Source organism: Bacillus sp. JJ722 (assembly GCF_036963345.1).
Classification (GTDB): Bacteria; Bacillota; Bacilli; order Bacillales; family DSM-1321; genus Bacillus_AD.
The window spans coordinates 1-20,897 of the sequence record NZ_JBALMO010000019.1; the positions used below are offsets into that span (position 1 = coordinate 1).

22 protein-coding genes are annotated in these 20,897 nt (G+C 36.3%); 6 read left to right on the forward strand and 16 right to left on the reverse strand.

The annotated features are described in order from the left end of the window. Positions 1-260 precede the first annotated feature (260 nt). From V7014_RS02975 to V7014_RS02990, 4 genes are all read left to right on the forward strand, one after another. The gene (locus V7014_RS02975) at positions 261-1,052 is read left to right on the forward strand and encodes an ABC transporter ATP-binding protein (protein WP_335504030.1); all 792 of its coding nucleotides are present in this window, start codon (positions 261-263) and stop codon (positions 1,050-1,052) included. Between the two features lie 4 nt (positions 1,053-1,056). After that, positions 1,057-1,980 carry an iron-hydroxamate ABC transporter substrate-binding protein gene (locus V7014_RS02980; protein ID WP_335504031.1) on the forward strand — a complete coding sequence of 308 codons (924 nt, stop codon included), beginning with the start codon at positions 1,057-1,059 and terminating at the stop codon, positions 1,978-1,980. 77 nt (positions 1,981-2,057) lie between these two features. Continuing rightward, entirely contained in the window at positions 2,058-3,068 is a 1,011-nt protein-coding gene (locus tag V7014_RS02985) for a FecCD family ABC transporter permease (RefSeq protein ID WP_335504033.1), read from the forward strand. Further along, complete coding sequence (locus tag V7014_RS02990; RefSeq protein WP_335504035.1) at positions 3,065-4,072, forward strand: FecCD family ABC transporter permease; 1,008 nt, start codon at positions 3,065-3,067, stop codon at positions 4,070-4,072. The genes V7014_RS02985 and V7014_RS02990 overlap by 4 nt, the downstream gene beginning before the upstream one ends. A gap of 273 nt (positions 4,073-4,345) precedes the next feature. On the opposite strand, the gene V7014_RS02995 is transcribed toward V7014_RS02990, so the two are convergent. Further along, positions 4,346-5,023, reverse strand: a complete 678-nt coding sequence (locus V7014_RS02995; RefSeq protein WP_335504037.1) for a YdeI/OmpD-associated family protein — start codon at positions 5,021-5,023, stop codon at positions 4,346-4,348. 254 nt (positions 5,024-5,277) lie between these two features. Beyond that, on the reverse strand, positions 5,278-5,619 hold the full coding sequence (locus V7014_RS03000; RefSeq protein WP_335504039.1) for a zinc ribbon domain-containing protein YjdM: 342 nt from the start codon (positions 5,617-5,619) through the stop codon (positions 5,278-5,280). Between the two features lie 283 nt (positions 5,620-5,902). Here V7014_RS03000 and guaC point away from each other — a divergent pair, with 283 nt between their 5' ends. Further along, entirely contained in the window at positions 5,903-6,886 is a 984-nt protein-coding gene (gene guaC / locus V7014_RS03005) for a GMP reductase (RefSeq protein WP_335504041.1), read from the forward strand. A 45-nt stretch (positions 6,887-6,931) separates the two neighbouring features. Here guaC and V7014_RS03010 read toward each other — a convergent pair whose 3' ends face one another. From V7014_RS03010 to V7014_RS03035, 6 genes are all read right to left on the reverse strand, one after another. After that, positions 6,932-7,087, reverse strand: a complete 156-nt coding sequence (locus V7014_RS03010; protein WP_335504043.1) for a hypothetical protein — start codon at positions 7,085-7,087, stop codon at positions 6,932-6,934. A gap of 56 nt (positions 7,088-7,143) precedes the next feature. Further along, positions 7,144-7,641, reverse strand: a complete 498-nt coding sequence (locus V7014_RS03015; RefSeq protein ID WP_335504045.1) for a HugZ family protein — start codon at positions 7,639-7,641, stop codon at positions 7,144-7,146. A gap of 12 nt (positions 7,642-7,653) precedes the next feature. Then, positions 7,654-8,448 carry an ABC transporter ATP-binding protein gene (locus tag V7014_RS03020; RefSeq protein ID WP_335504047.1) on the reverse strand — a complete coding sequence of 265 codons (795 nt, stop codon included), beginning with the start codon at positions 8,446-8,448 and terminating at the stop codon, positions 7,654-7,656. Between the two features lies 1 nt (position 8,449). Then, the gene (locus V7014_RS03025; RefSeq protein ID WP_335504049.1) at positions 8,450-9,436 is read right to left on the reverse strand and encodes a FecCD family ABC transporter permease; all 987 of its coding nucleotides are present in this window, start codon (positions 9,434-9,436) and stop codon (positions 8,450-8,452) included. Positions 9,437-9,463: 27 nt separating this feature from the next. Continuing rightward, the gene (locus tag V7014_RS03030; RefSeq protein WP_335504051.1) at positions 9,464-10,441 is read right to left on the reverse strand and encodes an ABC transporter substrate-binding protein; all 978 of its coding nucleotides are present in this window, start codon (positions 10,439-10,441) and stop codon (positions 9,464-9,466) included. A gap of 210 nt (positions 10,442-10,651) precedes the next feature. Next, complete coding sequence (locus V7014_RS03035) at positions 10,652-11,209, reverse strand: esterase/lipase family protein (protein WP_335504053.1); 558 nt, start codon at positions 11,207-11,209, stop codon at positions 10,652-10,654. 281 nt (positions 11,210-11,490) lie between these two features. Here V7014_RS03035 and V7014_RS03040 point away from each other — a divergent pair, with 281 nt between their 5' ends. After that, complete coding sequence (locus V7014_RS03040; RefSeq protein ID WP_335504055.1) at positions 11,491-11,598, forward strand: anti-repressor SinI family protein; 108 nt, start codon at positions 11,491-11,493, stop codon at positions 11,596-11,598. A 139-nt stretch (positions 11,599-11,737) separates the two neighbouring features. On the opposite strand, the gene V7014_RS03045 is transcribed toward V7014_RS03040, so the two are convergent. The 8 genes from V7014_RS03045 to V7014_RS03080 all read right to left on the reverse strand — a co-directional run bounded on the left by V7014_RS03045 (position 11,738) and on the right by V7014_RS03080 (position 20,634). Further along, positions 11,738-12,727, reverse strand: a complete 990-nt coding sequence (locus tag V7014_RS03045) for a glutaminase (protein WP_335504057.1) — start codon at positions 12,725-12,727, stop codon at positions 11,738-11,740. An 85-nt stretch (positions 12,728-12,812) separates the two neighbouring features. Further along, the gene (locus V7014_RS03050; protein WP_335504059.1) at positions 12,813-14,234 is read right to left on the reverse strand and encodes a M20 family metallopeptidase; all 1,422 of its coding nucleotides are present in this window, start codon (positions 14,232-14,234) and stop codon (positions 12,813-12,815) included. Between the two features lie 35 nt (positions 14,235-14,269). After that, entirely contained in the window at positions 14,270-15,514 is a 1,245-nt protein-coding gene (locus V7014_RS03055; RefSeq protein ID WP_335504061.1) for an MFS transporter, read from the reverse strand. Between the two features lie 310 nt (positions 15,515-15,824). Continuing rightward, positions 15,825-17,123 (reverse strand): hypothetical protein, encoded by a 1,299-nt coding sequence (locus tag V7014_RS03060; protein ID WP_335504063.1) that lies wholly within the window; start codon positions 17,121-17,123, stop codon positions 15,825-15,827. A gap of 136 nt (positions 17,124-17,259) precedes the next feature. After that, complete coding sequence (locus V7014_RS03065) at positions 17,260-17,769, reverse strand: QueT transporter family protein (protein ID WP_335504065.1); 510 nt, start codon at positions 17,767-17,769, stop codon at positions 17,260-17,262. A 153-nt stretch (positions 17,770-17,922) separates the two neighbouring features. Beyond that, positions 17,923-18,678, reverse strand: a complete 756-nt coding sequence (locus V7014_RS03070) for a 3-oxoacyl-ACP reductase (RefSeq protein ID WP_335504067.1) — start codon at positions 18,676-18,678, stop codon at positions 17,923-17,925. Positions 18,679-18,810: 132 nt separating this feature from the next. After that, complete coding sequence (locus V7014_RS03075) at positions 18,811-19,032, reverse strand: DUF2829 domain-containing protein (RefSeq protein ID WP_042352919.1); 222 nt, start codon at positions 19,030-19,032, stop codon at positions 18,811-18,813. A 210-nt stretch (positions 19,033-19,242) separates the two neighbouring features. Beyond that, on the reverse strand, positions 19,243-20,634 hold the full coding sequence (locus tag V7014_RS03080; protein ID WP_335504071.1) for an amino acid permease: 1,392 nt from the start codon (positions 20,632-20,634) through the stop codon (positions 19,243-19,245). Positions 20,635-20,897 lie beyond the last annotated feature (263 nt).

The following is a 20,897-nucleotide window of genomic DNA, read 5'->3' on the forward strand; positions in this document are numbered from 1 at the left end:
GATAAAACATCGCCCATAAATCAATGTATCTGATGATGTTATTTTCACAAAGTTTCAATTGCTATCCCTAAATAACAATTTGTTTTATTCAATTTTCTTTCTATCTTCTAAAGGACATTATCATTTGCACATCATTTTTCTGTAGATATACAAGTTTTCACAATAAAAATGTGATTGACAGTTAATCTAAATACCCTTATATTTACTAGAGTGATGATATTGAGAATCATTTTCAGTTACTAAAAATTGGAGGTTACATAATGGTTCGACTTTATACAGATAACTTAAATATAGGCTATGATGAACGCTTAATCGTTAAAAATTTAAGTGTCAAAATCCCAGATAAAAAAATAACTGTCATTATCGGATCAAATGGATGCGGTAAATCGACATTACTCAAAGCCATCACACGAATCATACCTTTCCAATCGGGAGCTGTGGTTTTAGATGGTGAAAATATAAAAAAAGATAGTACGAAAATGCTAGCACAAAAACTTGCTATTCTTCCACAAACACCTGAAAGTGCAAGTGGCTTAACGGTTGGTGAACTGGTATCCTACGGTCGCTTTCCTTATCAAAAAGGTTTCGGTCGTTTAACGAAAAAAGACTATGAAGTGATTGATTGGGCACTGGAAGTAACAGGAACACAAGATTATAAATTCCGTCCTGTAGATGCTTTATCTGGTGGTCAACGCCAACGTGTATGGATTGCTATGGCTCTAGCACAAGAAACAGAAATGATTTTCCTTGATGAGCCAACTACATACTTAGATATGGCTCACCAATTAGAAGTTTTGGAACTGTTACAGAAGTTAAACCAAGAGCAAGGACGTACGATTGTTATGGTTTTACATGACTTGAATCAAGCTGCTCGCTTTGCCGATTACATTATCGCGTTAAAAGATGGAGAAATTATAAAAGCTGGCGATTGCGAAGAAGTAATGAATAAAGATGTGTTAAAAAAAGTATTCAACATTGACGCTGAAATAGGTAGAGATCCACGTACAAACAAACCAATGTGTATGACCTACCATCTAGTAAAAGGAGTTTAACGAAATGAAAAAACTATTAATTCCATTCATGCTAATATTTGTACTTATTCTTAGCGCTTGTAATGGTGATTCAACAGATAAGAAAGATGATGCATCATCAAAAGACAAAAAGCCAGAGACGATTACTTATCAATCTGAAAATGGGCCAGTCAAAGTTCCAGCTGATCCACAACGCGTTGTCGTACTATCATCTTATACAGGTGATTTAATCAAATTAGGTGTTAATATGGTTGGCGTTGATGCATGGTCTAAGAAAAATCCTAATTTCCAAGACACTGTTAAAGATATTGAGGAAGTTTCAGATGAAAATATTGAAAAAATTATCGAACTTGAGCCAGATTTAATTATCGGTTTGTCTACTGCTAAAAACATTGACAAACTTAAGAAAATCGCTCCTACTGTTACTTTCACATACGGAAAATTAGATTACTTAGAACAGCACATCGAAATTGGAAAACTAGTTAATAAAGAGAAAGAAGCAACTGAATGGGCAAAAGATTTCGAAAAACGTGCTGAAGATGCTGGTAAAGAAATCAAAGCAAAAATCGGTGAAGATGCTACTGTCTCTGTTATTGAAAACTACGATAAGCAGTTATATGTCTATGGAGATAACTGGGGACGTGGTACAGAAATTCTATACCAAGCAATGAAATTAAATATGCCAGAAAAGGTAAAACAAACGGCTCTTAAAGAAGGATACTATGCTATATCAACAGAAGTACTTCCCGAGTATGCTGGAGACTATCTGATTTTAAGTAAATTCAAGGATACTGATAATTCATTCCAAGAAACGGAAACATATAAAAACATCCCAGCAGTAAAAAATAATCGCGTATTTGAAATTGATGCAAATTCATTCTATTTCAATGATGCAACAACACTAGAATTACAACTAGATTTCTTCAAGAGCGCATTTCTTGGGGAATAATTAGAACGAACAAATAAAAGGAATTCTTACAGTAAGTGAGAGTTCCTTTAAATCTATAGAGAAAAGATGAACATGTTATGACGAAAGAAAACAGACTTGCTATACCATTTATATTTAAACTTATTGCAGGAATTCTATTTTTAATAGCTATGTTTATTGTTGCTTTGGTGTTTGGGGCGGCAGATACAACTTTTAAAGATGTATGGCAAGCCCTCACACCAAATGCTACTGGTGAGAAGGCAACAATGATTCGTGAGATTCGGTTACCACGTGAAGTGGCAGCTGTTTTTGTTGGTGCTGCACTAGCCGTTTCCGGAGCAATCATGCAAGGTATGACAAGAAATCCATTAGCAGATCCAAGCTTACTAGGTTTAACTTCTGGTGCAAGTGCAGCCTTGGCAATCACCATCGCTATGAATCCTACGGCTAACTATTTCTACATAATGATTGCTTGCTTTATTGGTGCTGCTGTTGGCGCAATACTTGTTTTCGGTTTGAGCTCCATGAAGAAAGGTGGCTTCTCTCCGTTTCGTATTGTCTTAGCTGGTGCTGCTGTTTCTGCTTTTTTACTAGCAATTTCAGAAGGCGTAGGGCTATATTTTAAGATTTCCAAGGATGTTTCTATGTGGACTTCAGGTGGCTTCATTGGCACATCATGGGGACAACTAAGAGTAATCGTACCGTTCATTATTGTAGGTATTCTTTTTTCACTCTTCCTTGCTAGACAGCTTACCATTCTTAGCTTAAGCGAAGAAGTTGCTGTAGGGTTAGGTCAAAAAACCACACGAATTAAAGCGATGCTATTCATCATTGTTGTCTTATTAGCTGGTGCTGCTGTAGCACTTGCGGGAAATCTAGCATTTATTGGTTTAATGATTCCACATATTGTTCGTGCCATTGTCGGAACAGATTATCGTTATATTTTACCGATGTCCGCTATTGCTGGAGCTGCGTTTATGGTTATGGCAGATACGATTGGTCGCACAATTAATACACCATATGAAACGCCTATCGTTGCAATTGTTGCGGTATTAGGATTACCATTCTTCCTCTTTATCGTACATAAAGGAGGGAAGGCTTTTTCATGATTCAAGCATCTTTACGACGTAAACAACGAATTATTGTAAGTATATTAGTAGTTCTCATCTTGTTAATCATCATAATCGGATTAGGAATGGGTTATTCTTCTCTCTCTTACGACCGTTTGATTCCTACCATTCTTGGACAAGGAACATTCAAAGAAGAATTTGTGCTATTCACGATTCGATTACCAAGAATTTTAATTACTTTATTAGCAGGTATGGCACTTGCTTTATCCGGAGCCATTCTTCAAGGAATTACACGAAATGATTTAGCAGACCCAGGCATTATTGGAATCAATTCAGGAGCAGGAGTCGCTGTTGCGATATTCTTTTTATACTTCCCCATTGATTCAGGCACTTTTATTTATCTGCTTCCACTAGTAGCATTTATTGGAGCATTACTGACTTCCGTCTTTATTTATCTATTTTCGTACAGTCGTACCCACGGTCTACAACCAGTAAGGCTAGTACTAACGGGTGTTGGTTTTTCTACCGCTCTATCAGGTGCTATGATTGTACTCATGTCATCTGCTGAACCTTCAAAAGTAGATTTTATCCAAAAGTGGATTTCAGGTAATATTTGGGGAACTGACTGGAATTTCGTCTTGGCACTATTACCATGGCTACTCATCTTAATTCCATTTACGCTATATAAAGCCAATCGCTTAAATATACTCTCGTTAAGTGAGCCAGTAGCAATCGGTGTAGGGGTATCCATTGAAAAAGAGCGAATTGTTCTTCTGTTAACGGCTGTTGCACTTGCTGCTGCTGCTGTATCTGTCACTGGCGGCATTGCCTTTGTCGGACTTATGGCACCACATATCGCTAAATCATTAGTCGGTCCACGTAATCAGCTATTTATTCCAGTTGCTATTCTACTCGGTGGTGCACTTCTATTGCTTGCCGATACGATTGGTCGTAACTTAGTTGATCCTGAAGGAATTCCAGCTGGTATCATGGTGGCATTAATTGGAGCACCATATTTTATGTATTTATTATTGAAAAAATAATCAAAAAGTCGCCTTTGCTACATGGCGACTTTTATTGTTTACTTAATTGTAAAAAAATAGACTTATAGTTACGAGGTGAAAAAAAGTTACAAAACTTTAAAGAAGTAAGGTTAGAAAAAATAACATATTTACTGGATAGTTGGTCAGAAGAAGATCGTCAATTGTTTGGACAATTACTGAAACAATTTAACCACGAATTAAGATCTAATGCATAGAAATGATTCGTGCTAAAAAAGTCACCCTATGATTAAGGGTGACTTCGAAATAAAATACTTATTTGCTTCTTCTTCGATATAAATCCATCGATTTATAACCTTCTCCTAATATAGTCTCCATTTCTAATAATCGTTTTTCCTGCGTTTCTTGTCTCTTCGCACTATATACATAACGCGCCCAATCCTTTTGATACCCAAATGTTAACGCATTATATGTATCTAATAGCTCTTCATTCTTACATAAATAACTCTTTATATCTTCAACATGGACAATATAATCATCCACACACTGGCTCTTCTTTGCACTCATGCCTTTTTTCGCTTTCTTTGGTGCTGATTTCAGCCCTACTGCTGTAAAGACATCATTAAAGCTCACCATTCGGGAAAACTTAATGTGACTCCCTTTTACATAGCCTTCTTCATCAACCGGTATGACTTCGAATAGTCGATCGCGCTCAATATACTCTTTATATTGGCGGTTATTCTTTTTCGGATAAGCAATAAATACATACCCTTGATCATTCAAACATTGCTTGTCAACGATTTGCTGTATTTGCTTCAATAAAACTTCCTCATTGAAAATAAAAGTAAAAATCAAATCATAATGCTCTTTTTGCAGACTCGTATCATATTGTAGTTCTTGAAAGTCATGTATATCTTCAGGCATATGAAGAATAGCTTTGATTGGATATTTATTTATATTTAATTTCTCGACAATTGTTTTAGTTGAGTTCACTGAAATACTCCTTTTGCTTACATAAATTTAAATTTCACCATTGTACTCGAATTGTACCAAATCTTAAACAATAAGTAAGATTATTTTTAAATAGTATTTCCCAAAAATATTTTCAAGCACTTCCAACATTATTAATGCTACTCGATAAAGAAAATCGAAATCAGCATCTTTTTCTATTTTTCTTAACAACACAAAAAAGACGCTTTAGCTCCACGCTACAACGCCTCATATTATTCAGATTCAAAAACTCCTTGTTAAATCTTTTTAACAAACTCAGACTTTAATTTCATCGCTCCAAAACCATCGATTTTACAATCAATATCATGGTCTCCATCCACTAAACGGATACTTTTAACTTTTGTGCCTTGTTTTAAAACTGATGAGCTTCCTTTAACTTTAAGATCTTTAATAACAGTTACAGCATCACCGTCATTTAAAACATTTCCATTCACATCTTTAACAACCTTTGTATCTTCATTGTTTTCAGCATCAGATTCTAGAGTCCACTCATGTCCACATTCTGGGCAAATTAGAAGAGTTCCATCTTCGTACGTGTACTCTGAATTACATTTTGGGCAATTTGGTAGGTTATTCATTTTTGTATGTTCTCCATTCATTATTTTTTATTTCAATATATCAAATTAATTAGATTCCGTAGCTAACATCAAACAGAAATTCACCCATAAACGGATAGGTATTTCGGCTTGTATAATATCATAGTCTTCTTAACTTGACAAACGAGCCTTGTAATGAAACTTGGTTTATTTTACAAAAAAGTATAAAAACTTTGACTTACAGAACAAAATGATGTAAATTACAATTAGACGAACATTTTTTATAACAAAACAATATAACGTTCGTATTTAGAGGTGAATATTAATGAGAAAAGTATTTGATTATGAAGACATTCAATTAATTCCCGCAAAATGTATAGTAGATAGTCGATCTGAGTGCGACACAAGTGTAACATTGGGTGGACACACTTTTAAAATACCTGTGGTACCTGCAAATATGCAAACAATCATCGATGAGAAGATTGCTAGTTATTTGGCTGAAAACGGTTACTTCTACATCATGCACCGATTTGAACCACAAAAGCGCGTTTCTTTCATTAAAGATATGCACGCACGTGGATTAATCGCATCTATTAGTGTTGGTGTTAAAGAAGAAGAATACGATTTCGTACAACATTTGGCAGCTGAAAAGCTTGTCCCAGAATATATTACAATTGATATTGCACACGGTCATTCCAATGCAGTTATCAAGATGATTGAGCATATTAAACAACTTTTACCTAATAGTTTTGTTATTGCTGGAAACGTTGGAACTCCTGAAGCAGTAAGAGAATTAGAGCATGCTGGCGCAGACGCTACTAAGGTCGGTATTGGCCCAGGAAAAGTATGTATTACAAAAATTAAAACCGGATTTGGAACTGGTGGTTGGCAATTGGCAGCTCTACGCTTATGTGCAAAAGCAGCGACTAAACCTATTATTGCGGACGGCGGCATTCGTACACATGGTGACATTGCTAAATCCGTTAGATTCGGTGCAAGCATGGTCATGATTGGCTCATTGTTCGCTGGCCATGAAGAATCTCCAGGAATCACTGTTGAAAAGGACGGAAAGTTATATAAAGAATACTTTGGTTCAGCATCAGAATTTCAAAAAGGTGAAAAGAAAAATGTTGAAGGCAAAAAAATGTTTGTCGAATTCAAAGGCTCTTTACAAGATACATTAATAGAAATGGAGCAAGACCTTCAATCTTCTATTTCTTATGCTGGCGGCAAAAAGCTAGAAGCCATTCGCACTGTAGATTATGTTATTGTTAAAAATTCGATTTTTAACGGTGATAAAGTATTTTAATACCAGCTTACTGCATGAGAGAAACACCTGTGTAGGAGCTAGATATTATGTGAAATGACAAAGGTGAGCAATATGTTCAATGAAGCATTGCTCACCTTTACTTATGCTATCTAGGCATTTATCTTCTTCAGAGCCATCAATTAAAGCAATACTAGTATATAGACTTAACGAGATAAATAGTATTTTAGTAGACTTTTGCATAGATAGACTTCTTAATTAGATGCAGCCAGAGGTTATAAAAAAAGAGTAGCCATAAACTATTCTTTTTTATCTACAACAACATGTTCGAATTTCTCTCCTGATAAATCGATATCAAACGCTAGGCCAAATCCAACGACGTAACGACCTTCTTTAGGAGTAAGTTCAAATAAAGAGAAATCTAAACCTCGTAAAACACCCATCATTGGTGCTCCATGATCACTTTCAAATTTAGCAAAAAGCTCTTCATGTCCATCATTACCAATATTGGTAGTCGTACATTGGAAGCGAGCACGTTCAAGTGCAAATTTATTTGCAGCCCCTTGTTCATCAGCAATTAGCATAATATGAACTAAGTCGCTCTCTTCAATATATTTATAATGATCGGTAATTCGGCTTATATAGATGTAAAACTTTCCGTTGTGTTGAATATATGGCGCGTAACTGATAAATGGATCACCGTTTTCATCTTTACTGCTAATAACAATTGTTTTGCACTTATTCATAAACTGTAAATATTGTTCCCTCTTTTGAGCGATATCTATTTGCTTTACCATTTGTTATCCTCCTCATACTTGTGCTGTTACAGGTGAAATGCCTAATAAGTTAATACGTGGTTTTCCATGCTGATAATGTGAATCAATTTCACATTCTACTCCGTATACATTTCGAATCATTTCTTTGGTCATTATTACTTCCGGCGTACCATATTTCATAACCATTCCTTTTGATAAGACACAGATTTTATCACTATAAATACTTGCTTGATTTAAATCATGCAATACCATGACTACTGTCATTTTCAAATCTTGATTCAAAGTATGAATCAGCTCTAATAACTGAAGTTGATGAGCAATGTCTAGGTATGTAGTTGGCTCATCAAGCAACAATATTTTTGGCCTTTGTGCAAGTGACATAGCAATCCACGCTCTTTGCGCTTCTCCACCTGAGAGTGAAGATACCAATCGCTGCTTTAATGATGTTAATCCTGTCTTTTCAATCGCCCATTCCACAATGTTTACATCCTCATCATTTGTCCGTTCATACCATTTCTTATGAGGCACTCTCCCATATTTGACTAAATCCTCTACCGTTATATCTGAAGGTGGCTCATTCGATTGAAATAGCACACTCATCATTTGAGAAATCGATTTACTGCTTAATGACTGCAAGTCTTTACCATCTAAAAAAACCTTTCCTCTTTCAACAGGAATTAACCTAGACATGGCTTTTAAAGCTGTAGACTTACCTGAACCGTTCGGACCAATAATCGAAACAATTTCACCTTTTTCAACATCTATCCTAAAATCATCCAGTATTTTCTTATAATCATAGCTAATATCCAATGATTGAGCTCTTAGCATCCTAAATGTCACCCGCTCTCATTAAATATAAAAAGTAAGGTCCACCTACCATCGCCATTACGATACCTGCTGGAATATCCAAAGGTGAGAATAGAGATCTTCCGATTGTATCAGCTACTAATAATACTAACGCTCCTAATACCATACTCATGGGTATGAGGAGACGATAATTTGATCCAACTAATAATCTCGACATATGTGGCACAATGAGTCCAACGAAACCTAATAGCCCAACAATAGCTACAGATACGGCTGCTAAATACACTGCTACGGAAGATAGTACAATACGAATTCGATTTGTATTTTCTCCTAGATTTACAGCTACATTTTCTCCTAAATTCAAAATGTTTGCCGAACGTATACAAAACAATGCTAATATCCATCCAATAACGGAATAAGGAAGAAGAGTACTAACATCTCCCATTCCTTTCGCAGATAGACTACCGTTTAACCATTGCAGAGCTGAAGGAAGACGGTCACTATAAAGAATAGAAAGTAATCCCGTTATCCCTCCAAAAACTGCATTTACAGCTACTCCAGCAAGAATAATTCTAACTGGAGATAAACCATTTTTCTTCCAAGCTAACGCATAAACTAAAATTACAGCTATAAGTCCGCCAACTACCGCAGCAAGTGGAATCCACTTCCCAAAGCTAGGGAACAATAGCAAAATAAATAATACAGTAACAGCCGCACCACTTGATACACCTGTTAACCCTGGATCTGCTAGTGGATTTCTCATAACAGCCTGAAGCAATGCACCTGATATAGCTAGATTTGTTCCTACAATTACAGCAATGAGAACTCTAGGAATACGCAAATCCCCGACAATCGTTTCAGACATTGCTTCTCCAGAACCAAATATGGTTCTAATTGTCTCCATTGGAGATATGTGAACACTGCCTATTCCGATTGATAAAATCATGAAAGCTATTAATAGAACAAAGGTTATACCTATGCTGAATCTTCTCTTCCGTTTTACTTCCATTTCATTCAACCCTCATTCACAATCAAATTACTTATATAAAATATCGTTTAGTTGCTCTAATCCGTTTATCGCTTTTTCAATAGAAGCATAGCCAAATGTTTCATAATTAAGAGCTTGAACACGGTCTTCTTTGAATGCATTCAATTTCTCCCATGCACCATTCTTTTTCACTTCTGCTTTAAACTGTTCTAGTGCAGCTGTTGGATCTCCATGTGAAACAAGTAAGATTGCATCTGGGTTTGCTGTAATTACATCTTCCATATTCATCGGAATATACGCCTCTTTAGATTTAACCGCTTCAGTTACGATATTTGTAGCACCTAGCTTTTTGATTAAACTACCAACATAAGTAGTATCATTCATCAACATAAATGATTCACCAGAACCAAATAACAGCATTACCTTCGGTGCCTCTTTACCTTTTACTTTTTCTAACACAGCGGCTTCTTTCTCATCTAACTGCGCCAAATATTCTTTAGCTACATCTTCCTTATGTAATGCTTTTCCTAACACTTCTAATGATAATTTCAACTCTTCATAAGAATCTGTTGGAATATATGCTCTTGCTACTTTACTATTTTTTGTTTTCTTTTCTAAACTATCTTGAATCGATTCTGGTCCGATAATAATATCTGGTTTAAGACTTACAATCTTCTCCACGTCAGGTTCAATAGTAGAACCAATTTGAGTGATTTGATCGAATCCCTCTGGTAATTTATGAGTTGTAGTTGGAATCCCAACTGGTTTGACATCTAATATATTAAGCATTTCTATAATCGAAACAGATGTTGTCACGATTGATTTTGGTTGTTCTGAAGGAAATTGCTTTAATAATTCTTCTACTTTCGCTGCATTTTCACTAGAAGTCTTAGAATCATCTTCAGATTTTGATGCATCCGCTACTTTTTCTTCTTTATTCGTAGCTGGTTCTGCCTTATCTTCAGTACATCCCCCCAAAACAAGTAATGCTGACAAAAATACAGCTCCATATAAACTTTTCTTCATTATAAAAAATCCCCCGCCCTCATCTAAATGAAAATAATTATCATTATCATTTAGAAATATATCAGACAATTAATGTGTTTACAATATGTTTTTAGTGAAAATAGAAATTACACCATAAACAGATAAAATTTCACTATTTTATAATAATAATATCTAAACGTATTTCTATATAAATATAGTAATTTACTAATATGATTAGCTTTGGCAAATTCATACTAAAAAAAGAGTTATAGTAATGAGTCCAATGCTACTATTTTGGTGCTTTGTAACATAACTTAAGGTAAACAAGACGTAGGATGTGTTTATAATAAATGATGCAAAACCTTCTACCATGTTCAAGTGTACTTCCAGTCCAATAACAATAATTCGCTGGTGATCCTGCATTAGGCTACAAAGAATAATCAGCTGATCTACATCATCTTGATAATAGTTGCTTTGTACATAAGCTCTTGCAACAAGCCCTCCCATACTATGACAAACCAAATTCACTTGATTTGAACCTGTTTTTTGTTTAGCTTCACTTATCGTTTGTGCGAGATATGCATAAGCAGAGAACGGCACCGGCTGCCTCCAATCATAAAAGGAAATAAATAAATTGCTATTTCTTTGATAATTCATGCTTTCTAAAACATCAATAAATGGATTGTATACAACTTCAGCAATTCCAAAGCTCCAATATCCTGTTCCAGGAATAATAACATCGCTCATTGACCCAAACAGACCCGGAACGAAAACAAGAGGTGGTTTGTTATTATGATACGTACTCATATTTCATCTGCTCATATTCAGATTTCAAATTCCATATAAAATACGTTCATTGAAGCGTTTTAAGACATAAAAATAGATCTAAGTATCATCCATCCTATGAAAAAAGAACCATTTTGAATTTTCTGTTAAAATTTAACTTATTTTTAACCTTTATAAACTAAAGTAAAATAAAAACACTTTAAAAATAAGACAAAAAAATTCGTTGTAATAGATGGGAAACTTAATTAATTCAGTAGAATGACTACATAAAAAGTGTTTTTCAAGAGGAGAAGATGAACATTATGCTCGATAAAGAATGGATTACTCTTATATTGGAAGCAAAGGATTTAGGCTTGAATATAGAGGAGGTAAGGGACTTCTTCTATAAGAATATCCCCAAAGAAAGTTGATTTTGATCAATTTTTTAATTCTACAATTTTGTATATAACTTCATTTACTACTTCCTCACTCTTTGTATATTTTCATTTATGAAAAAGAGCCAATTCCCTAAGGGATTAGCTCTTTCTTTGTTTGGTCCAAGTATTAGGTTCAGAAAATAGTAAAATCCCACTCTTTTACTATACGCTTTAACAGCTTGACTCCTGCTACACTATTACCAAATTCGTCTATAGCTGGTCCATAGATCCCTATCCCACAGCCATTTGGAAATAGGGTATCCTGAGATTTAATACTTGGAGGAACCGCAGTTAATATTCCTCCAGAAACGCCACTCTTAGCTGGCACTCCTACAAAAGCAGCGAACTTACCTGAAGCGTTATACATTCCACAAGTCACCATCAATGCTTTTGTTAACCGTGCCACTTCTTTTGAGAAGATTTGCTCCTTCCTAATCGGATGATATCCATCATGTGCAAGGATTAATCCAATCATGGCTATGTCTTCAGTGTTTACTTCGATGGAGCACTGCTTTAAGTAGACTTCTAAAGCTTCTTCTACAGAACATTCTAGAAATCCTGTCTCTTTTAAATAATGAGCTAAAGCACGATTTCGATGAGCAGTATGCCATTCAGATTGAAACACTTCTTCATTGATAGTTGGTCGCTTTCCTACTATTTTTTCGATTAATGTGCATAGCAACTCTACTTTTTCATGTGGCGTTCTGCCACCAAGAAAGGATGAAACTGTAATGGCTCCAGCGTTGATCATCGGATTAAAAGGTCTTCCTGGCTTATGCATCTCTAGGCGAACAATCGAGTTAAAAGCATCTCCTGTCGGTTCAACATCTACTCTTTCTAAAACGTAAGAAATACCATAATCCAAACATGCGGCAATAAAACTAATGACTTTAGATATACTTTGTAAGGTAAAAGATGCTTGCCAGTCTCCAGCCTTGATCATTGTACCATCAGCGCCTATCAAGCAGACACCTAACTGTGATGGATTTGCCCGTTTGAGAGCAGGAATATAGGCTGCGCATTGTCCTTGACTAGCATAAGATCTATATTCTTCTATCCATTCCTGTACATAAGTGTTCTCTTCATGACTTACCTGTTGTAATACTTTTTGTACTTCTCCCATAATCACATCGTTCCTTTCAAATGAGGCAAAAATGATGAGAACCTAGGAGATTCTCATCATTTACAAATCATGCTTACTTCAATAGCTATGCTTTTTGAGGTGAACGCAACTGTTCAGGAATTAGCGAAATATATGTTTCCCCATCCAATCGATCTTTCAATTCTGCTTTAGCCTTTTCGATGATTTCTAGATTTTCCATTGTCTCGATTGCTGTGCAAGCGATAACTTTCCCCGCTTGAAGAAATCCTTTATGAGCGATAGGCATCGCACCTTGAGATACTACTTGCCAAGTATGCGCAGGTGTTCCTAGCGCCCAGCATGTTGTCATACATTGCATAGTTGGAACAATCCAACTAACATCACCAACATCAGTGGAACCAGCCATCGTAAATTCCTGCTCAATAGGCGGTCCAATCAGATCCATAATAGATTTGTTCTTTACCAGCTTAATCGTTTCTTTATTCATTCCTACGAAAGCGGCATGACGATCTTCTTCAGAAAGTGTTTCTATTATTTCTTTAGCAAACTGTTCATCTTGCTCATCATAGGATGGAACGCCGACAGCTGCTAAGTTTTTGTACATGACATCTGCTAAAATTTTATTAGGGAACAAGTCCGATGCTGTACCTTCAAACATGGTTTCCACTGTTGTTCCTGACATTAAAGCCGCGCCTTTGGCAATGTTGTACACTCGGTCGTAAAGCTCTTGTACTTGCTGCTTTTTCGGGGCACGGATTAAATAAACGACTTCTGCATTAGCTTGTACGACGTTAGGAGAAATTCCACCTGTATTCGTAATCGCATAATGTACTCGAGCCTCTGGAATCATGTGTTCTCTTAAATAATTAACACCAACATTCATCAATTCTACTGCATCTAAAGCGCTGCGCCCTAAATGAGGTGCCGCTGCGGCATGCGCACTCTTTCCAGTAAATTTAAAACGCACAGAATAATTCGCTAGTGAGCTAATATTCATAATACCTGGCATTGTACCAGGGTGCCAGGAAAGTGCGAAGTCAACATCGTCAAACAGCCCAGCAGTAGCCATATATGCCTTGCCTGAGCCAGCTTCTTCCGCTGGACAACCATAATAACGAACTGTCCCTTGTAAGCCAGTTTGCTTCATATAATCTTTTATAGCAACTGCCGCTGCAAAAGCTCCGACACCCAATAAGTTATGACCGCAACCATGCCCGTTTCCACCACTTATAACCGGCTCATGATAAGCAAGCCCTTTTTTCTGGCTTAAACCTGTTAAAGCATCGAATTCTCCTAATATGGCTACAACGGGCTTCCCATGTCCGTAACTACCGATAAAGCCAGTTTGAAGTCCAGCAACTCCTTTTTCCACCTGAAATCCTTCTTCTTGTAATGCATGACATAAATACTCAGCCGATTGTTGCTCTTCAAAACAAATTTCCGGTGTTTCCCATATTTTATCGCTTAATTCAATAAATTTATCTCTTTTTTTCTCAATAGTATCAGAAATATAGGTTTGTAAATTCATAGTCATCTCTCCCTTTCTGTATTTGGTTTTCCTACTTACAAAGTAGTAACTTCAACTTCTTCATTGTTTTGATCAAGTAGTTGTCCCTTTTTATGATTCAAAGTCAAAAGAGCAATCATACAAACAAAAGCAAATGCAATCAGCATCCAAAATGCTGCATCAAATGAACCGTTGAATGCATCTACAATGAATCCAATCGTAAGGGGAGTAATGAAACCAGCAAGCTGTCCACCCGTATTAACAATCCCCATGCCAGTTCCGGCTACTGAAGCTGGTAAATTTTTAAGAACGATTGCTGGTAGAAGGATAGCGATGAACGACATAAAAATCATCATGATCGTTTGATAAATCATGAAATTCGTTACAGTTGAAGCATTAAACATGAGATATAATAAAATTCCTACAATTACGCACACAATACTTCCTGCTATTCGATCGCGACCATTTGTCAGCTTATCGATGAAGTAACCACTTAAATACATCCCAAGAATAGATGACAATCCTGGAATCATCTGCAACCAGCCAAGTGAAATTAAATCAAGACCACGTTCTTGAACTAAGTAAGTTGGTAACCATGTTGCAAGGCCCCAGTTAACTGTGTAAAAGCTGAAATAAGCAATCAACAAACTCCACATCATCGGCATCTTAAACAACAATTTAAACGTACCTTTTTCAACATTAGTATTTTCTTGTTTTTGCGCCTGTTCCTCTTCGTTATTTGGAAGTTTGATAAAGTACCAATAAAGAACAGCAATAATGGCTCCGATACAACCAATTATTAAGAAAGTAACACGCCAACCGATTGTTGTTAGTAATGTAACGGATAAAATTGGGACTATAAGTCCAACAATTGCACTCGATGATAACATCACGGACATTGCTGTAGCGCGCTTTTCTTTAGGAAATGTGCTTGCTATTACTTTAGAGCTGGCCGGCTGAAATCCACCTTCTCCAATTCCAAACATGAAACGAATGACAATCATAGACATCAATGACCAAGCTGCACCGGTCAATGCAGTGAAAATGGACCACATAATAACTGAGGAAATAAGAACTTTTCTAGGACCAAACTTATCAGACAACCAGCCACCAGGCATTTGCATAATGGCATATCCGATGAAGAAGCTACTAAGCAAGAGCCAGGTAGATGATGCACTCAATTGTAAGTCTTCTGTTATTGACAAGACGGCATAATTCATAATAAATCGATCCAGATTACCTAAAGACCAACCTAAAAAAAGCAAAACTAACATCCAATTTCTAGTACGTGCAGAAACCATATCATCTATTACCCCCTATTAATTTATCAATAATAATCTGCTTGCATATTCCCAAGCATTGAAAGCGTATTCAAAGTATCTTAAGTTGTCATCCCCTAATGATGCATACATTGTTCTGTTCATAAAATGCAGATACAAAGATTACGATGCAAACGGTTTTACAGACTTCTTCCTTTCGGTTATCATTAATTAACGAACTAATAACGAAATTTTCGTTATTAGTATAATACAAAAAATTTTGATTATTTACAACATTTTTTATTCCCCATTCCTGTTTATGCGAATAAAAATAAGCACCCAAATCGGGTGCTTATTTCAATCTATATATTTTTTTGGGTCTTCCACGTGTACTTTGTGATTCCTCACCAATACAATCTACTAAATCTACTCTACACAAATCGGCAACGATCCTCTGTGCATTACGTTCAGTCATTTGGAGATGCAAAGCTAAATCCTTTGTTGTGAAATCACTCCAGCCCATCTTTCGAATTAAAGCATCTATTTTCTTAAAAGTCCTTACACTTATATTTCCTTTTTTTAGTTTCTCCAGAAAGTCTTTATCATCCGTACGATAGGAATAAGTGAGTTCACCTTCTTGTCCTGCCGACTCAATAATCGTCCCATCATCTTGAACAATAGCAATCTGTAGATTTTCATTTTCTTTAGATTGTCGAAGTGCACGATGAGCGTTTACTTCTGCCGAGAAAACCGTTTGTCCAAATCCGATGCCTACAGCAACGGTTGTATCAGCTTCGGAACACAAGATCTCAACCTTTTCCTGCAATGTTTGAACCTCTCGCTCAATAGCCCCTCTAGAACTAAAAATCGAATATCGTCCATTCCCTTGTTCAAGCAGGTAGCCATCTAATTTCTCACAAAGCTGAAGAAGTGTTTCCTTCAAACGAAGCTCCAAATATTGTAACTGGTAAGGCCTCATTTTTTCTTTAATTGTATCAAAGTCAATCATTTCAATCATTTCAACACCAATTTGCGTGTCTTTATAATAGGATGTCTTTATCTTTTCCATGAAAATCCTGATGGTTTGTAAAATTTCATGCTTGGTTGGTGAAATCCAATATGCTGGGACACCAGCTTCAATTAGCTCTTGATAAACTGCTGGATAGCAAGTCAAAGCGCCTTCCGTCTTATTTTGCGTCCATAAATCATAGTGAAAATTAAACAATTCTTCATGCTCAATATCAACATCAAATGTTTTCACAAAAATGTCCTTAATCGGAAATTCTAACTGTGGCAATCCCGCTTTTTCAGCCTCACTTGTAGCCGCTATTACATCGATGCTTATTCTCTCTAACATTTTACCTTCAGAATAGGTAAGATCCATAATACCTTTGTAGAAGCACGACTCTGTGGAGAGTATATACACCAAATTTTCATCAGAAACTAGGACTTTTTTGGCGATTTTATACGGGATATACCCTGAAAAAAGCCAGAAGTCTACCTGATGGTCATACTTTGTAACAATCTTCTCCACTTCATTTGTAGCCTTATAAGGGTAAGGTATAAATTTCATTTCTTGCTCATTTTCCCTAGCCAATTTAATAATACGCTTTACCGACAAACTAGGACCGACAACGCCGATTCTATACATTTCTCATCCAACTTTCTGATATACCTCAATAATTTACAATATTAACTAGTATAGCATTAAAAAAAGAAAGTTTCGTTTAATCAAAATATAATCCCTTTCAAAAAAAGGAGGGCCCAATTGGACTCCTCCTTGAAATTTATTTAGTTAAATCTATTTTTTTATTTAAAAAATAGATTACAATACCACCAACGGTCATAGACAATAATTCACCAATCCCAACTGTTAAATACGTCGGCCAAAACGGCAGATCATAAAGGATTGTTAATTGTCCAGCCACTGTAAACATCGATACCGCGAAAATCAATGCGGTAATGACCATTTTCAAAATATCATTTGTAATCTTCTTGGTAACTGCACGACACAAAATTAATACAAGAAATGTTGAAATACCACCAATCGGTACATCAAGCACCCACGTAGGCGACATGAAATTTGCAAGTATAACTCCTAATGTGACTGCAACGACATAACGTTTATTATACAACGCTAAATAGTTGAACATCTCCGATAATCGCAATTGTACTGCACCAAAGCTGATGACAGATAGTACAACTGTCACTGCCACATATAAGGCAGCTACAAGTGACGTCTTTGTAAGTTCACTTACTGACGTACGTGATGAATCTTTTGAAATAGACGTATTCAATTTAAATTCTCCTTTGTAAAGCAACTATACGCTACTTTAGTAATAACTACGACCAAAGGAAGACAGAGTCTTTCGCTCTACCAAAAGTGCCGTAGTGCAAGCAAAATTTTGCTTACCAGCGTATTATAACAGAAGAACCTATCATTGAAAATGCTATTTCATGATCCAGCCACCATCAATCGGCACGGTTGTTCCATGCATATAATCAGCTGCTTGACTTGCCAAATAAAGTGTTAGATTTGCTACCTCACTTGGTTGCGCCCAACGTCCCGCAGGTGTCTCTTCAGCTACCCATTTTGCCATTTCGCCGTTGCCTTCAAAATCAGCCTTGTTCATCGGCGTTTGAATAGCCCCGGGAGCAATTGCATTCGCTCGTATTCCTTCACGGCAATAATCATAATCTAACTGTTTTGTATAGCCAATAATGGCGTGCTTCGATGCCGTGTAAGCAGCACCACCGCCCCCAGCTACAAGTCCTGCAATAGAGGCCATGTTTACAACGATCCCCGATTTTTGTTTCAACATATGAGGTAAAATGGCATTGGTCACCAAGTAAGTACCCTTCACATTCGTATCCATAATTCGATCCCAAAGCGCTTCGTCCGTATCGAGTGTTTTCGCAAAGCCATCTAAAACACCAGCTGTATTCAATAAGATGTCAATTGACTCCGTTTTAGCTAACGCATTTTCAACGGCTTGTTTAACATCTTCCGTCTTACATACACTGCCAACTTTAAAATTGAAGCGTTCACCATATTTCTTTTTTATATCTAATAATCCTTGCTCATCCATATCAAGTGCAAATACATTTGCTCCATTTTCCAAAAAGGCTATGGCTTGAGCTTGGCCAATCCCTGATGCAGCTCCCGTCATAAATACCATCTTTCCTGCATACTCTTCAAATTTCATAACATCACCCTCATTAGAAAAACAAGACTGATTACCAGTTATGGCAAAAGTCGATGTCATTTCATACTTTCGGAAATTCTATCTTAATTACATCAAAAAGCCCACGATTGCTCATGGGCTCTGGTATTATTTTTATTCAACGATTTTCCAATCTTCAGCCAATAAGTCACATACAGTAGGTGTGAACATTGTATAACCTTCACCTTGTACATTAATTAAAAAATACGGGTTTAAATTCTCTCCATCGTGTTCACTTTGGCCCACAAGTTTCACGTACAATTCCGCGCCAGGCCATCCTTCACGAATTACTTTTTCACCATTTTTCAAACGTGGCAATACTTCTTCGAACGTCATCTTTAATCATCCTTTATTTATGTAATATCCATTATTCTTTAGAAAAAGTATACTGGATAAGTGGTGGGTTTACAACAAAGGGGCGGTTGGCCACTATTTGTGATACGGTACTCTACTGCATGTCTAAGTGACTTTTTTTAGAAAATAAAAATAGGGACAAGTATCATGACTGTCCCTACTTTACTAATATTATATAATTTTATTGGTGATTTATTTATTAGTGATTTCATCACCTGTTTGAGTATTTAATGGCGCACGTTTGCCAATCCCAAAAGCGAAAAAACTAATGACAATGATAGTTAGGAACACAATTCCTATAATCAGTGACATACGTGTTTCATCATTAAACCACATGCCAATTAACACCATAATTAAAAAGAAAATCGTTAAATAATTTGTTACCGGTGCAAAAGGCATTTTGAATGGATGATTTTCCATTTCGGCTCCTTTTATTTTTCTGAATCGAATTTGACTAATCAGAATGACAAACCACGGAACCATACCAGGAAGTACACTTGCACTATATACATGCACAAATAAATTTTCTGGTGCAATAAAACTTAAAATAACGCCAAGTAATAAACCAACTAGCACACCAAATGTACCAAGTAAAGGCACTCCATTATGAGTTAGTTTCGTAAAGAATTTTGGTGCTTGTCCATTCATTCCCAATGTATAAAGCATACGTCCCGCACTGTAAATACCACTGTTACAGCCAGACATGGCAGCTGTGATTACAACAAAGTTAATAATTCCAGCTGCAGCGGTAATACCAACTTTTGCAAAAGTTGCAACAAATGGGCTTCCAATTGAATCTAGTTGATCCCAAGGGTAAACCGTAACAATAACAAAAATCGCACCAATATAGAAGATTAAAATACGCCATATAGTACTTTGAATCGCTTTAGTTAACGTTTTTTGTGGATCTTTTGCTTCACCAGCTGTAATCCCAAGTAGTTCGACACCTTGATAAGCTGCTACAACTAACGATAGAGCAAAGAAAAACCCCGACCAGCCTCCAGCAAAGAAGCCACCGTTTTCCCAAAGGTTAGATAATCCGATTGCGTCACCGCCATTACCAATACCGAAGAAAATAAGTCCAAAACCTGCAACAATCATTAATACAATTGTAACGATTTTTATCAGCGCAAACCAAAATTCAAATTCACCAAATGATTTAACAGAAATTAAGTTCGCTGCACCGAGAATCACCATTGCGATGATACCCGGAATCCAAGCAGGTAAATCTGGATACCAGTAATGCATGTATGTCCCCACTGCAATAATTTCAGACATCCCAACAATAACCCACTGAAACCAGTTACTCCAAGCAGTCACATAACCTGCTAATGGATGTATATACTTATGACCAAAGGTCGCAAAGGAACCTGTACTTGGCTCTAAATATAGCATTTCCCCCATTGCACGCATAATGAAAAATATAAAAACCCCTGAGATTGCATAAGCAAGTAGTACTGACGGACCGGTCCATTGAATCGTACTGGATGAACCCATAAATAGACCAACACCAATTGTACCGCCCAAAGCAATCATCTGGATATGACGAGCTTCCAGACCTCTCTTCATTTCTTTGTTTGCCATTACGTTCCCTTCTTCCTCTATAGTCGTAATATCAGGCAAGCTACGACTACACTCTCTATTCAGTGTTCAAATGATAAAACAGTCGTCACTTTCTTCTATTTAAAAGCTTCCGCTAAAATCATTCTTCACTACTTATTCTTAATAATTAGAAATATTCTGTATGTTCTTTTGCATATCGCACCTGAAAATATTTTTTAATTATAATATGTTTTTTAGTTGAACACAATTGTATTTATTGGACAAACACTTATTTAATACTATAT

What these genes read in the sequence shown, in the direction of transcription:
- V7014_RS02990 (WP_335504035.1), top strand. Translation starts at nt 3,065, where the DNA reads ATGATTCAAGCATCTTTACGACGTAAACAACGAATTATTGTAAGTATA.
- V7014_RS03035 (WP_335504053.1), bottom strand. Translation starts at nt 11,209, where the DNA reads ATGAGTACGTATCATAATAACAAACCACCTCTTGTTTTCGTTCCGGGT.
- V7014_RS03050 (WP_335504059.1), bottom strand. Translation starts at nt 14,234, where the DNA reads ATGAATTTACAAACCTATATTTCTGATACTATTGAGAAAAAAAGAGAT.
- V7014_RS03055 (WP_335504061.1), bottom strand. Translation starts at nt 15,514, where the DNA reads ATGGTTTCTGCACGTACTAGAAATTGGATGTTAGTTTTGCTTTTTTTA.
- guaC (WP_335504041.1), top strand. Translation starts at nt 5,903, where the DNA reads ATGAGAAAAGTATTTGATTATGAAGACATTCAATTAATTCCCGCAAAA.
- V7014_RS03025 (WP_335504049.1), bottom strand. Translation starts at nt 9,436, where the DNA reads ATGGAAGTAAAACGGAAGAGAAGATTCAGCATAGGTATAACCTTTGTT.
- V7014_RS02985 (WP_335504033.1), top strand. Translation starts at nt 2,058, where the DNA reads ATGACGAAAGAAAACAGACTTGCTATACCATTTATATTTAAACTTATT.
- V7014_RS03075 (WP_042352919.1), bottom strand. Translation starts at nt 19,032, where the DNA reads ATGACGTTCGAAGAAGTATTGCCACGTTTGAAAAATGGTGAAAAAGTA.
- V7014_RS03060 (WP_335504063.1), bottom strand. Translation starts at nt 17,123, where the DNA reads ATGTATAGAATCGGCGTTGTCGGTCCTAGTTTGTCGGTAAAGCGTATT.
- V7014_RS03045 (WP_335504057.1), bottom strand. Translation starts at nt 12,727, where the DNA reads ATGGGAGAAGTACAAAAAGTATTACAACAGGTAAGTCATGAAGAGAAC.
- V7014_RS03070 (WP_335504067.1), bottom strand. Translation starts at nt 18,678, where the DNA reads ATGAAATTTGAAGAGTATGCAGGAAAGATGGTATTTATGACGGGAGCT.
- V7014_RS02980 (WP_335504031.1), top strand. Translation starts at nt 1,057, where the DNA reads ATGAAAAAACTATTAATTCCATTCATGCTAATATTTGTACTTATTCTT.
- V7014_RS03020 (WP_335504047.1), bottom strand. Translation starts at nt 8,448, where the DNA reads ATGCTAAGAGCTCAATCATTGGATATTAGCTATGATTATAAGAAAATA.
- V7014_RS03010 (WP_335504043.1), bottom strand. Translation starts at nt 7,087, where the DNA reads ATGCAAAAGTCTACTAAAATACTATTTATCTCGTTAAGTCTATATACT.
- V7014_RS03040 (WP_335504055.1), top strand. Translation starts at nt 11,491, where the DNA reads ATGCTCGATAAAGAATGGATTACTCTTATATTGGAAGCAAAGGATTTA.
- V7014_RS03015 (WP_335504045.1), bottom strand. Translation starts at nt 7,641, where the DNA reads ATGGTAAAGCAAATAGATATCGCTCAAAAGAGGGAACAATATTTACAG.
- V7014_RS03080 (WP_335504071.1), bottom strand. Translation starts at nt 20,634, where the DNA reads ATGGCAAACAAAGAAATGAAGAGAGGTCTGGAAGCTCGTCATATCCAG.
- V7014_RS03000 (WP_335504039.1), bottom strand. Translation starts at nt 5,619, where the DNA reads ATGAATAACCTACCAAATTGCCCAAAATGTAATTCAGAGTACACGTAC.
- V7014_RS03030 (WP_335504051.1), bottom strand. Translation starts at nt 10,441, where the DNA reads ATGAAGAAAAGTTTATATGGAGCTGTATTTTTGTCAGCATTACTTGTT.
- V7014_RS02975 (WP_335504030.1), top strand. Translation starts at nt 261, where the DNA reads ATGGTTCGACTTTATACAGATAACTTAAATATAGGCTATGATGAACGC.